General features: G+C 70.3%; 14 protein-coding genes. 9 read left to right on the forward strand and 5 right to left on the reverse strand.

The genetic code is table 11. The features are described from left to right. Window positions 1–58: 58 nt before the first annotated feature. On the reverse strand, window positions 59–796 hold the full coding sequence (locus JHN63_RS36925) for a SigE family RNA polymerase sigma factor (RefSeq protein WP_200689183.1): 738 nt from the start codon (window positions 794–796) through the stop codon (window positions 59–61). 277 nt (window positions 797–1,073) lie between these two features. Between JHN63_RS36925 and afsQ1 the strand changes: the two genes are divergently transcribed. From afsQ1 to JHN63_RS36950, 5 genes are all read left to right on the forward strand, one after another. Continuing rightward, complete coding sequence (gene afsQ1, locus JHN63_RS36930; protein WP_019055771.1) at window positions 1,074–1,751, forward strand: two-component system response regulator AfsQ1; 678 nt, start codon at window positions 1,074–1,076, stop codon at window positions 1,749–1,751. Next, complete coding sequence (locus JHN63_RS36935) at window positions 1,748–3,334, forward strand: HAMP domain-containing sensor histidine kinase (RefSeq protein WP_200689184.1); 1,587 nt, start codon at window positions 1,748–1,750, stop codon at window positions 3,332–3,334. The genes afsQ1 and JHN63_RS36935 overlap by 4 nt, the downstream gene beginning before the upstream one ends. Continuing rightward, window positions 3,334–3,948 (forward strand): hypothetical protein, encoded by a 615-nt coding sequence (locus tag JHN63_RS36940; protein ID WP_200689187.1) that lies wholly within the window; start codon window positions 3,334–3,336, stop codon window positions 3,946–3,948. The genes JHN63_RS36935 and JHN63_RS36940 overlap by 1 nt, the downstream gene beginning before the upstream one ends. A 117-nt stretch (window positions 3,949–4,065) precedes the next feature. Continuing rightward, window positions 4,066–4,617, forward strand: coding sequence for a VanZ family protein (locus JHN63_RS36945; RefSeq protein WP_200689190.1), 552 nt, complete (start codon window positions 4,066–4,068; stop codon window positions 4,615–4,617). Window positions 4,618–4,711: 94 nt separating this feature from the next. After that, entirely contained in the window at window positions 4,712–4,915 is a 204-nt protein-coding gene (locus tag JHN63_RS36950) for a PspC domain-containing protein (protein ID WP_200689192.1), read from the forward strand. Window positions 4,916–4,991: 76 nt separating this feature from the next. On the opposite strand, the gene JHN63_RS36955 is transcribed toward JHN63_RS36950, so the two are convergent. After that, window positions 4,992–5,351 carry an ATP-binding protein gene (locus JHN63_RS36955; protein ID WP_200689195.1) on the reverse strand — a complete coding sequence of 120 codons (360 nt, stop codon included), beginning with the start codon at window positions 5,349–5,351 and terminating at the stop codon, window positions 4,992–4,994. 140 nt (window positions 5,352–5,491) lie between these two features. Beyond that, entirely contained in the window at window positions 5,492–6,649 is a 1,158-nt protein-coding gene (locus tag JHN63_RS36960) for an adenosine deaminase (protein WP_200689197.1), read from the reverse strand. Between the two features lie 113 nt (window positions 6,650–6,762). On the opposite strand from JHN63_RS36960, the gene JHN63_RS36965 reads away from it, so the two are divergent. Beyond that, complete coding sequence (locus tag JHN63_RS36965; protein ID WP_200689199.1) at window positions 6,763–7,527, forward strand: dienelactone hydrolase family protein; 765 nt, start codon at window positions 6,763–6,765, stop codon at window positions 7,525–7,527. An 83-nt stretch (window positions 7,528–7,610) separates the two neighbouring features. Here the strand turns inward: JHN63_RS36965 and JHN63_RS36970 are convergent, their stop codons facing one another. Continuing rightward, entirely contained in the window at window positions 7,611–8,567 is a 957-nt protein-coding gene (locus tag JHN63_RS36970; protein ID WP_200689202.1) for a LysR family transcriptional regulator, read from the reverse strand. 63 nt (window positions 8,568–8,630) lie between these two features. Between JHN63_RS36970 and JHN63_RS36975 the strand changes: the two genes are divergently transcribed. Together JHN63_RS36975 and JHN63_RS36980 are read left to right on the forward strand one after the other, a co-directional pair. Continuing rightward, the gene (locus JHN63_RS36975) at window positions 8,631–9,893 is read left to right on the forward strand and encodes an MFS transporter (protein WP_200689204.1); all 1,263 of its coding nucleotides are present in this window, start codon (window positions 8,631–8,633) and stop codon (window positions 9,891–9,893) included. 226 nt (window positions 9,894–10,119) lie between these two features. Continuing rightward, window positions 10,120–11,142: a sigma-70 family RNA polymerase sigma factor gene (locus tag JHN63_RS36980; RefSeq protein ID WP_200689206.1), complete on the forward strand. Its 1,023-nt coding sequence runs from the start codon at window positions 10,120–10,122 to the stop codon at window positions 11,140–11,142. Here JHN63_RS36980 and JHN63_RS36985 read toward each other — a convergent pair. Beyond that, a complete protein-coding gene (locus JHN63_RS36985; RefSeq protein WP_374222978.1) occupies window positions 11,026–11,376 on the reverse strand; it encodes a hypothetical protein in 351 nt (116 codons plus the stop codon). The two genes, JHN63_RS36980 and JHN63_RS36985, sit on opposite strands and share 117 nt — an antisense overlap. Before the next feature lie 142 nt (window positions 11,377–11,518). On the opposite strand from JHN63_RS36985, the gene JHN63_RS36990 reads away from it, so the two are divergent. Next, window positions 11,519–12,270, forward strand: a 752-nt coding sequence (locus JHN63_RS36990; protein WP_200689210.1) for an AEC family transporter, incomplete at its 3' end; no start/stop codon positions are given.

Here is a 12,270-nt window from a genome sequence, read left to right on the forward strand (position 1 = left end):
GCGCCGATCCCCCGTGGTCCCTCTGGTGCTCCCCCGTTCCCCACTTCCCCCCGAACCCTCAGGCGACGAGCTCCCCGAAGGCGTCCTCCTCGTCACGGCCGAAGCTGAGGACCTCGTCCTCGCGCATGCGGCGGAGCGACCGCCAGATGCTGGACTTCACCGTGCCGACACTGATGTCGAGGATCTCCGCGATCTCCGGGTCCGTGCGGCCCTCGTAGTAACGGAGGACCAGCATGGTGCGCTGGAGTTCGGGCAGCCGGGACAGCGCCTGCCACAGGACCGCGCGCAGTTCGGTGCCGCGCATCGCGTCCGTGTCGCCGGGCGTCTCCGGCAGTTCCTCGGTCGGGTACTCGTTCAGCTTGCGGCGGCGCCACGCGCTGATGTGCAGGTTCGTCATGGTGCGGCGGAGATAGCCCCCGACCGCGGCCTTGTCGCTGATCCGGTCCCACGCCTTGTACGTCGAGAACAACGCGCTCTGCAGCAGGTCCTCGGCCTCGAAGCGGTCGCCGGTCAGGTGGTACGCGGTGGCGTACAGGGAGGCGCGGCGCTCCTGGACGTAGGCGGTGAACTCCGCCTCCGACAGCGAGCGACGCTCCCCCGTGTCCTCCCTGTACGCGCTTCCCCCGTGCGCTTCCCCCGTGTGCGCGTCAACCACCGTCATGTAACCGGTGTGCTGACGCCCGGCACCGCGAACGCACCCCCGCCCGCTCACGGCACCGGACTTCTCGGAACCCCGGGTCACGTCGTGCAGACGCGTGATGACTGCGTTGTTGCTGGTGCTGTGCAGCGTGCTCATCTCGCGCCCCCCGTAGTGGACTTGCCCGGTGTTCGGATCTTCCGGCTCGGTTCCTCGCGGTTCCTTGCCTGTGACGAAAATCCTGCCGGGGTCACTTCATGGACGTGTCCGCCGACTGTCACAGACCTGTCACAGGGGTGGGTCTCTGCGGCCGTCCTCAGAAAACGGACAGTCCGGTCACAGAAAGGAGCGCTACGGGGACGTCCGCGGGCCCGCTGCGGGGACGTACCCGTACAGGTGTCGAAACCCCACCCCCACATGGGCCAGAATGAGCCCCGTGCCTTCCCTGTTGCTGATCGAGGACGACGACGCCATCCGGACGGCCCTGGAGCTCTCGCTGACGCGCCAGGGACACCGGGTAGCCACCGCTGCCAGCGGCGAGGACGGTCTGAAGCTGTTGCGTGAGCAGCGGCCGGACCTGATCGTGCTGGATGTGATGCTGCCCGGCATCGACGGTTTCGAGGTGTGCCGTCGTATCCGGCGCACGGACCAGCTGCCGATCATTCTGCTCACCGCGCGCAGCGACGACATCGACATCGTCGTCGGACTGGAGTCCGGTGCCGACGACTACGTGGTCAAACCCGTGCAGGGGCGGGTGCTGGACGCCCGTATCCGGGCCGTGCTGCGGCGCGGGGAGCGGGAGGCCAACGACGCGGCCTCGTTCGGTTCGCTGGTCATCGACCGGGCCGCGATGACCGTCACGAAGAACGGCGAGGACCTCCAACTCACGCCCACCGAGCTGCGGTTGCTGCTCGAACTGAGCCGGCGCCCCGGACAGGCCCTGTCCCGGCAGCAGTTGCTGCGCCTGGTGTGGGAGCACGACTATCTCGGTGACTCGCGGCTGGTGGACGCCTGTGTCCAGCGGCTGCGCGCCAAGGTCGAGGACATCCCGTCGTCCCCGACCCTCATCCGTACCGTGCGCGGCGTCGGTTACCGCCTGGACTCGCCTCAGTGACCGACGCACCAGGGGGGATCCGCGGCTGGCGCCCGGGTCGTAAGGGAGTCCTGTGGCGGCTGCGGTTCACCAGCCTGCGCCTGCGGCTGGTGGTCGTGTTCGGTCTGGTCGCGCTGACGGCCGCCGTCTCCGCGTCCGGCATCGCCTACTGGCTCAACCGCGAGGCCGTCCTCACCCGCGCCCAGGACGCGGTCCTGCGCGACTTCCGCCAGGAGATGCAGAACCGCGCCGGCGCGCTGCCCGTCCACCCCACCCAGGACGAACTGATGCGCACGGCGGGCCAGATGGCCAACAGCAGCCAGCGCTTCAGCGTCCTGCTGGTCGGCGAGGACGCGAACGACAAGACGGTCTACGGCAACTCGGGCGGCCTGAACGGCTTTTCGCTGGAGGACGTGCCCAAGTCGCTGCGCACGGCGGTGAACAAGCAGCAGTCGGTGTCCGCGGGCGGCAACAAGGAGCCGTACCACCTGTATTGGCAGCGGGTCACCGAGCACGGCACGCCGTATCTGGTGGCCGGTACGCGGATGATCGGCGGCGGTCCGACCGGCTACATGCTCAAGTCCCTCGAGCCGGAGGCGAAGGACCTCAACTCCCTTGCCTGGTCGCTGGGTATCGCCACCGGGCTCGCGCTGATCGGTTCCGCGCTGCTCGCGCAGGCCGCCGCGACGACCGTCCTCAAGCCCGTGCACCGGCTCGGCATCGCCGCGCGCCGACTCGGCGAGGGCAAGCTGGACACCCGGCTGCGGGTCTCCGGGACCGATGAACTCGCCGAGCTGTCAAGGACGTTCAACCAGACCGCCGAGGCGCTGGAGAAACGGGTCGCCGACATGGCCGCCCGGGACGACGCCTCGCGCCGTTTCGTCGCCGACATGTCGCACGAGCTGCGGACTCCACTCACCGCGATTACGGCCGTAGTCGAGGTCCTGGAGGAGGAACTCGACGCCGAGACCGGCAGCGTGGACCCGATGATCGAGCCCGCCGTACGGCTCGTCGTCAGCGAGACCAAGCGGCTCGGCGACCTCGTGGAGAACCTGATGGAGGTCACCCGCTTCGACGCGGGCACCGCCCGGCTCGTCCTCGACGACGTCGACCTCGCCGACCAGATCACCGCGTGCATCGACGCCCGCGCCTGGCTGGACGCCGTGGACCTGGACGCCGAGCGCGGCATCCACTCCCGGCTCGACCCGCGCCGCCTGGACGTCATCCTCGCCAACCTCATCGGCAACGCCCTCAAGCACGGCGGCTCGCCGGTCCGGGTCTCGGTCCGGCTGGAGGACGACGACCTCGTCATCGCGGTCCGCGACCACGGCCCCGGCATCCCCGAGGACGTCCTGCCGCACGTCTTCGACCGCTTCTACAAGGCGAGCGCCTCCCGGCCGCGCTCCGAGGGCAGCGGCCTCGGCCTCTCCATCGCCCTGGAGAACGCCCACATCCACGGCGGCGAGATCACCGCCGCCAACTCCCCCGAGGGCGGCGCGGTGTTCACCCTGCGGCTGCCACGGGACGCCTCCGCGCTCACGGAGGAGCCCGGCGCCGAGAACGGCGAGAAGGCCGAGGGCGCAGGCCCCGAGGAGACCCCGTGATGACCGCAGGACGCCGCTACGCCGTCCCCCTGGCCCTTCCGCTCCTCGGCCTGCTGCTCACCGGGTGCGGGATCCGGGCCACCGAGGTGCCGACCGACTTCGGGGCCGCGCCGTCCCGGGTGCCCTGCACGCTCACCGAGCCGGACGTCTCGCCGCAGGCCGCGCGCGGGGTGCCCGTGCAGGTGTTCCTGCTGTGCGGGTCGTCGCTGGTGACCGTCGACCGGGCCGTACAGGTGCCGGACGGCACGGCGGACGTGCAGCGGCGGGTGATCGTCGCCCAGGGGCTCCTGGACCAGCTCGCGGAGTCGCCGTCCTCGGGTGAGAAGGACGCCGGCTACACGACCGACGTGCGCGGCGGCATGACGGTCAGCGGGCCGCGCGCGCGGGACCCCAAGGACGCGCTGCGGCTGAGCAACGCACCGGCCGACCTCACGTCGTACGCGCTCGCCCAGATCGTCTGTACGTTCTCCGACTCGGCCGCGGCCGAGGGCGACGGCTCGGTGATCCTCGGCGGCCCCGGCAATGCGCCCCTGCGCCGCTACGAGTGCACGGACGACGTCCGTTCCGACCCCGGCACCAAGGCACCGCCGTCCAGCGAGGTGACGGGCGGCTGAAGCCGCGGGCGCCTCGGGGGTGAACGAGGCGCGAAAAGGGGCGTGTGGCGCAGGCCTCACCCTGGTGCCCGGCATCCACCCGGAACCGATCGTGCCGCAGAGGGCGTCTTGTGGGGCGTGCAGCGTCAAGGCTCCATCGGCGGCAGCGCCGCGATTCGCATCCGTGTGACAGGAGGTGTCCTCCTCGTCGCACATCTCGTGTTCGTCGCCTGGGTCACGCTGCGCCCCCGGGACGTCCCCTGGGTGATGCCCCCGAATCTGCACCCACTGGCCAGCATCCGGGCCGATCTCGCCCTGGGCTGGCCGGAGGCCACGAAGCGGATCGGCGAGGGCCTGGCCCTGCTGGCCCCGCTGGGCGTCCTGCTCCCGACGGTCAGCGGCCGGCTCCATGTCTCCCCGCTCGCGTCCTTCATCCGTACGGTCGCGGCGGGCGCCCTGATCTCCCTGGGCATCGAACTGCTGCAGACCGGGGTGCCCGGCCAGGTCGTCGACATCGACTCGCTGCTGATGAACACGGTCGGCGTCGCCCTCGCCCACGCGGCCCTCGTCCCCGCGTCCCGTGCCTGGCTCCGCCGCAGGACCGAGAACCCCCTCCCCCCGACCGTCCTCCAGGAGGAAGCGACTCAGGGACGGACCCCGACGATTCCCAGGGTCGGCATCGCACCGTAGAGCGACGCGGGGCCGGCTCCTGGTCCGTAGCGTTGAGGTCAGATGAGGCGGCCACACGGGAAGCCTCGGAGAGACGCTCACGAAGGAGCCCAAGATGGCCGCCATTGCCCGCCCCACCCAAGGCCGCATGATCGGCGGAGTGTGCGCAGCGCTGGCGCGGCGCTTCGGGACCTCCGCGACCACGATGCGGGTGATCTTCCTGCTCTCGTGTCTGCTGCCCGGCCCGCAGTTCCTGCTCTACATCGCGCTGTGGATCCTGTTCCCGTCCGAGGACAAGGCGCGCACCGAGGCCTGGTGAAGACCGTGCGCGCGTACGCCGATGGGGCGCACCCCTCGTCCGGGGGTGCGCCCCATCGGCGCGTTCGGGGCCGGGGTCAGCCCAGCGGGATGCCGTTCAGCGGCAGGCCGTGCGTGGGCAGGCCCGTGTTCGACAGCGGCAGGCCGCCCAGCAGCCCGGCGACGGGCGCGGTCGGACCGTCGGACAGCACCTTCTCGGCGGCCGGCTGCACGGCGGACAGGCCACCCGCGAGCGCGGGCTGCGCCTGGCTGAGCGCCTCGCCGGCACCCGGCAGCGCCTTGGTGACGTTCTCCGCGGGCAGCATGTGGGTCACGGCGCCCAGCGCCTGCGTGGCGTCCGGCACCGCCGGAGCGGCGCTCGCGGCACCCGCGCCTACGGCGGCGAAGGCAGCACCGAGGGCGGCGACACCGAGGGTCTTGGCAGCAGACTGCTTCATGGTGAATGCGTCCTTGAATGGGAAGACGGGGATGTGAGCGGTCCAAGACCGTAAACACGCGAAGGCACCCGCCGCAAACATCGAAATGCGGACGGATTGTGAACGTCCGCCCGCATCTCCCCTGCCCCATTCCCCTTCGTTCAGCCCTCTTCCGGCACAGAACCGCTGGTGGAAGCCGTCTGCCGGAACAGCCATTCGGATTTCAGCTCGGCATATCCGGGCTTGATCACGTCATTGATCATGGCGAGTCGTTCATCGAAAGGAATGAATGCTGACTTCATAGCATTGACGGAGAACCACTGCATGTCGTCGAGCGAATAACCGAACGCCTCGACAAGGTGCTCGAATTCCCGCGACATGCTGGTGTGCGACATGAGCCGGTTGTCGGTGTTGACCGTCGCCCTGAAGTGCAGCCGGCGCAGCAGCCCGATCGGGTGCTCGGCGTAGGAGTCGGCGGCGCCGGTCTGGAGGTTGGAGCTGGGGCACAGCTCCAGCGGGATGCGCTTGTCCCGGACGTACGACGCGAGCCGGCCGAGCTCGACCGAACCGTCCGCCTTGACCTGGATGTCGTCGATGATGCGCACCCCGTGCCCCAGCCGGTCGGCGCCGCACCACTGCAACGCCTGCCAGATCGACGGCAGTCCGAAGGCCTCACCGGCGTGGATCGTGAAGTGGTTGTTCTCGCGCTTCAGATACTCGAAGGCGTCCAGGTGCCGGGTGGGCGGGAACCCGGCCTCCGCACCGGCGATGTCGAAGCCGACGACGCCCAAGTCGCGGTACCGGTTGGCGAGTTCGGCGATCTCCAGGGCCCGGGCCGCATGCCGCATGGCGGTGAGCAGCGCCCCCACCCGAATCCGCCGACCGCTCTCCCTCGCCAGCAACTCCCCCTGCCGGAAGCCCTCGTTGACGGCCTCGACGACCTCCTCGAGGCTGAGCCCGCCGTCGAGGTGCTGCTCGGGCGCGTACCGCACCTCGGCGTATACGACGCCGTCCTCGGCGAGGTCCTCCGCGCACTCGCGCGCGACCCGGATCAGCGCGTCCCGGGTCTGCATCACGGCGACCGTGTGCGAGAAGGTCTCCAAGTACCGCTCCAGCGAACCGGAGTCGGCGGCCTCGGCGAACCACACGCCGAGCTTGTCCGGGTCGGTCTCGGGGAGTCCGGTGTACCCGGCGTCCCGCGCGAGTTCGACGATCGTCCCCGGGCGGAGACCGCCGTCGAGGTGGTCGTGCAGCAGAACCTTCGGCGCCCGGCGGATCTGGTCCGGCGTCGGGGTGTTCGGGGTGCTCTGGCTCGTCATTTCCGCACTCTAACTCCTACGCGCGTAGATCACCCGGTGTACGAATCCGTCGATACGTAACGGTGACCGCGCGGAAGGATGGCGTACACGCTCACTTCTGACACTGTTCTGTCATGGCACAGCAAGCGACGCCGGTTCGGACGGCCCGGCTGGGGAGAGCGCTCGGTCCCGAACCGACCTCGGTGAGCGGCGTGGTGCTGCTGCTCCCCGGCGGCGAGGAGGTCTCCGCGCGCAGACCCTCCCCCATGATGGCGACGGCTTCCGTACGGACACTGGGGCGCCGGCTGGCCCGCGCGGGCCAGGGCGAGGGCCTCGCCGCGCATGTCGTCCACTACCGCAGTCGCGGCTGGAACGGCAGCGAGGCGTCTCTCGCGCACGACGCGTCCTGGGCGGTGGACGAGGTCGTACGCCGCTACGGGGACGTGCCCGTGTGCCTCACCGGGATCGACATGGGCGGGCGCGCGGCGTTGCGCTCCGCGGGGCACGAGGCGGTCAACTCCGTGGTGGCGCTGGCTCCTTGGCTGCCCGAACAGGACGTCGCCGCGCCACCCGAACCGGTGAAGCAGCTCGCGGGGCGACGGGTGTTGATCGTGCACGGCACGAACGACGAACGGACCGATCCCGAACTGTCGTTCCGGCTGGCGGCGCGCGCGAAGAAGGCGAATCGTGACATCTGTCGGTTCGAGGTGCATTCCGATGGGCACGGGTTGCATCAACACCGGCAGGAGGTGCATGCGTTGGTTGAGGATTTCGTGATGGGGGCGTTGTTCGGGAGGGCGTTTTCTCGGCCTGTTGAGGATGCGCTTCAGGCTCCGCCGCCGTTGGGGTTGAGGATGCCGTTGGCTGCGGGGTTTGGGCGGTCGCTTCGTAGGGGGTGACGGGTGCGGGTGGGTGTCGCTAGGTGCGCCCACGCGGCGGAGCCGCAAATAGATACAGCCCCGCGCCCCTACGTTGAACACACCTAAGTGGGGAGCAAGTTGCCCTTTCTTGCGAGTAGGAACTGCTTGAAAGCTGCCACCGGCGGAGTATCCGGGTGGCCGTCCAGCCATGCCACGCCGATCTCTCTCACCGCCCTTGGGGCCGTGACCGTCAGCTCCGCAACTCCCGGGCGGGGTACGGCTGGTGGGGGCAGGAGGGCTACCCCCAGGCCGGCCGCGACCAGCCCCCTCAGTGTCTCCGCCTCCTCTCCCTCGAAGGCGATCTTTGGGCGGAAGCCGGCCTCTTTGCAGACGGCGTCCGTGATGCTGCGGAGGCCGTAGCCCGCTTCCAGGGTGACGAAGGTTTCGTCGGCTGCTTCGGCCAGGCGGATGCGCTTGCGGGACGCCAGGCGGTGGTCGGCGGGGACGACGAGGCGGAGTTTCTGGACGTCCAGGCGGTGGGCCACGACGTCGGGGGCGTCGAGGGTGGGGGCCGTGAGGAGGCAGAGGTCCAACTCGCCCGCGCGCAGGCGCTCCAGCATGGCCTCGCCGTAGTTCTGGACGAGGCTGAAGCGGACGCGGGGGTGGTCGGCGCGGAAGGCCCGGATGAGGCCGGGGACGGTTTCCGAGCCGAGGGTGTGGAGGAAGCCGAAGGCGACCTTGCCGGTGGCGGGGTCGGCGTCGGCGCGGACCTCGTCGGCGGCCTTCTCGATCTCGGCGAGGGCGCGTTCGACGGAGGTGAGGAAGGTGCGGCCGGCGGGGGTCAACGACACCGTGCGGCCTCTGCGGGCGAACAGGTCGACGCCCAGGTCCTGTTCGAGGCGGACCATCGCGCGCGACAGGGTGGACTGCGGGACCTGCATCTCCTGCGCGGCCCGGGTGACGTGCTCGGTGCGGGCGACGCCGGCGAAGTACGCGAGGCGGGGCGCGAGCAGCGCGACGATGTCTTCTGTGTCACCGGACGGTGACAGATGAGCCTGTGAGCTGTACTGATGCACCATGGGAACGATTATGGCGTTTCCGTGCATTGGACGGATGAGCGGGGGCGTACGTAGCTTCGAGGCATGTCTCCCGCCGATACCGGGGCGTCCACCGTCGTGGCCGCCACCACCCCCGTCCCCGCCCTCGACTCACGGCTGGCGCCGGGTGGTCCCGGTTATCGCCGGATGAGCTTCGCGCTGTTCCTCGCGGGGGTGGCGACGTTCGCGCTGCTGTACTCCACGCAGGCGCTGCTGCCGCTGATCTCCTCCGGTTTCGGGGTGAGCGCGAGCGCGGCGAGCTGGACGGTGGCGGCGGCGACCGGCGGACTCGCGGTGTTCGTGCTGCCGATGAGCGCGCTGTCGGAACGTTTCGGACGTCGTACGGTCATGACCGCGTCGCTGGTGGTCGCGGTGAGCCTGGGCGTCCTGGTCCCGTTCGCGCCGTCGCTGGGCGCGCTGGTGGCGTTGCGGTTCCTTCAGGGTGCCGCGCTGGCCGGACTGCCCGCGTCGGCGACGGCGTATCTGGCGGAGGAGGTCCGGCCGAAGGCGCTGGTCACGGCGATCGGCCTGTTCGTGGCCGGCAACAGCGTCGGCGGGATGAGCGGCCGGGTCATCACCGGCTGGGTCGCGCAGGAGTGGGGCTGGCGGGTCGCGGTGGCGGTGATCGGTGTGATCGCGGTCGGCTGCGCGGTCGCCTTCCGGCTGCTGCTGCCCGCCCCGAAGCACTTCACTCCGGGTTCGCTGCGCCCCCGCGTCCTGGCCCGCACGGTCCGCGACCACCTCGCGAACCCGCTGCTGTGCCGGCTGTACGCGATCGGCGCCCTGTTCATGACGGTCTTCGGCGGCGTCTACACGGTGATCGGCTACCGCCTCACCGAGGCCCCCTTCTCCCTCCCCCAGGGCATCATCGGCTCGATCTTCCTGGTGTATCTGGTGGGGACGGTGTCCGCGTCCACGGCCGGGCGGTTGGTGGGCCGGCTCGGGCGACGGGGCGCCTTGTACCTGGCGGGCGGTACGACGGCGACGGGACTCCTCGTCTCCCTCGCCGACTCCCTCCCCCTGGTCCTGCTGGGCCTGGTGCTCATCACGGCGGGCTTCTTCGCGGGACACGCGGTCGCGTCCTCGGCGGTCAGCAAGACGGCGACGACAGGGCGGGCGCAGGCATCGGCGCTCTACCAGTCCGCTTACTACATCGGGTCCAGCACCGGCAGCACGGTCGGCGCGATGGCGTTCCACGCGGGCGGCTGGGCGGGGACGGTCGGGGTGGGTGTGCTGGCGGTGATCGGCGTGGTGACGATCACTGTGTTCGGGTCTCGGGCGGCGGCACGGGTGCCTGCGGCGGCTTGAGGGGGTGCTTTCCAACACGGGGTGCCAATATCCAGCCCGTCCGGCGTTTGAGGACAAGGCCCCTTCAGGGCCGAAGCGGGGTCTGGGGGCGCAGCCCCCAGGGACGCCCACACCAACGCCTTCCGCCCTGACCTGCACGTTCACTTACTCCTCGCGCCATTGTCAGTGCGCTGCGCTACGTTTCGGGGTAAGGGAACAACGGCCACAGGGGTGGGTGGGCGAGACCATGAGTGACGGCACCGCGACGACGACAGACACAGACCTCGACATCAGGCTGGAGGCGCACCGCGTCGAGCTGACCGGGTACTGCTACCGCATGCTCGGCTCCTCCTTCGAGGCCGAGGACGCGGTGCAGGACACGATGGTCCGCGCCTGGCGGAACTACGAGAAGTTCGAGGGCCGGTCCAGCCTCCGTTCCTGGCTGTACCGGATCGCGACGAACGTCTGCCTGGACATGTTGTCCGCGGGCAACAAGCGCGCGCGGCCCGTCGACCTCAGCGACTCCACCCCCCTCGCGCAGGCCGCGCTCTCCCCCCGCCCGGACAACACCTGGCTGGAGCCGATGCCGGACGCGCGCGTGCTGCCGAGCGTCATCGACCCGGCGGAGGCGGCGGTCGCCAAGGAGTCGGTGCGGCTCGCGTTCATGGCCGCGCTGCAGCAACTGCCGCCCAAACAGCGGGCGGTGCTGATCCTGCGCGAGGTGCTCGCCTGGCGGGCCAACGAGGTCGCCGAGCTGCTCGACACCTCGGTCGCGTCGGTCAACAGCGCGTTGCAGCGGGCCCGGGCGACCCTCGCCGAGCGGGACGAGAAGGCGGCCGACGCGGCCGTCTCCGACCCGCTGGACGAGGAGCAGAAGAAGCTTCTGGAGCGGTACGTCGCGGCCTTCGAGGGCTACGACATGGCCGCCCTGACGGCGCTGCTGCACGAGGACGCCATCATGACGATGCCGCCGTTCGACCTGTGGCTCACCGGCCACGACGACATCACGGGCTTCATGACGACGATCGGCGCCGCCTGCGAGGGCTCACGCCTGATCCCGGTGCAGGTGAACGGCCTGCCGGGCTTCGCCCAGTACAAGCCGGACCCGGAGGCGGGCGGTTTCAGTCCCTGGTCGGTGCAGGTCCTGGAGATCTCAGACGGCAGGCTCACCGGGTTCCACTTCTTCCTGGACACCGAGCGCTGGTTCCCGCTGTTCGACCTGCCCCTCCATCTCGAAGCGGAGTCCGACCAGGTCGAGGAGGGCGCGTAGTCCGGGACCGGTCCCGCGCAGCCTGATCCGGCCACCGGCCCGTCGCGCGGTCAGTTCGAGGCGGCCCAGGAGATCGACGGTACCGAGCCCGGGCGGCCCGGGCCCCACGGTCTCGACCCCGACGAGCACCACCCCGGCACCGGTCGTCTCCAGCCGCCGCCGCACCTCGTCGCACAGCCGCACCACCTCGTCATGGGTGACGGGGCGGTTCGGCACGAGTACGGCGGGTGTCATGGCGTCCACGATCGGTAGACCGGGTGGGCGGTCGTAACTCATCGGGGGCGACCGCCTAGGTTTGCTGTATGCCCCATGGATCAGCCCCGCCCTGGATACCCGACGCCCTCGCGCGCGCTGCGGCAGCCGTCGAGGAGGTGCCGTGCAGGGAGTGTTGACCGGGTTCGCGGTGATCGGTGTGGTCATCGCGGTCGGGTATGTGATCGGGCTGCGCGGTTCCCTCGGCGAACACGGACGGGACGTCCTGACCAAGCTGGCCTTCAATGTCGCGTCCCCGGCCCTGCTGTTCACGACCCTCGCGCGGGCGGACCTCTCGGTGGTCTTCTCCAGTGGGCTGCTCGTGACGGTGCTGAGTACGGCGGCGGTGGCGGGGGTGTTCGTGGCGGTCGGGGTCGCACGCGGGTGGGGAGTCGGCCGTACGACGATCGGGGCGCTCTGTTCCAGCTACGTCAACTCCGGCAACCTCGGGATCCCGATCTCGGTGTACGTCCTGGGCAATGCCTCGCTCGTGGCGCCGGTGATGTTGTTCCAGCTCGTCGTGGTGTCCCCGCTGGCGCTCACGGTGCTGGACCTGTCGGGCGAGGGGGCGCAACGGGCTTTGTGGGTGCGGGTGTTGACGCCGTTGCGCAATCCGGTCGCGCTCGGGTCTCTTGCGGGGGTCGCGGTGGCGGGCGCCGGAGTGCAGGTGCCGGGCCCCGTGATGAACCCGCTCACCCTGATCGGCAACATGGCCGTACCGGCGGTGTTGATCGGGTTCGGGATCTCGTTGCGGGGTAGTTCGGTGCCGGCGCGGGGGGTTGAGCGGGGGCCGGTGTTGTTGTCGGTCGCGTTGAAGTCGGTGGGGCAGCCGGTGGTTGCTTGGGTGTTGGCGGTGGGGGTGTTCGGGGTTCGTGG

Origin of the sequence: Streptomyces sp. MBT65, assembly GCF_016612545.1 — a bacterium.
GTDB lineage: Bacteria > Actinomycetota > Actinomycetes > Streptomycetales > Streptomycetaceae > Streptomyces.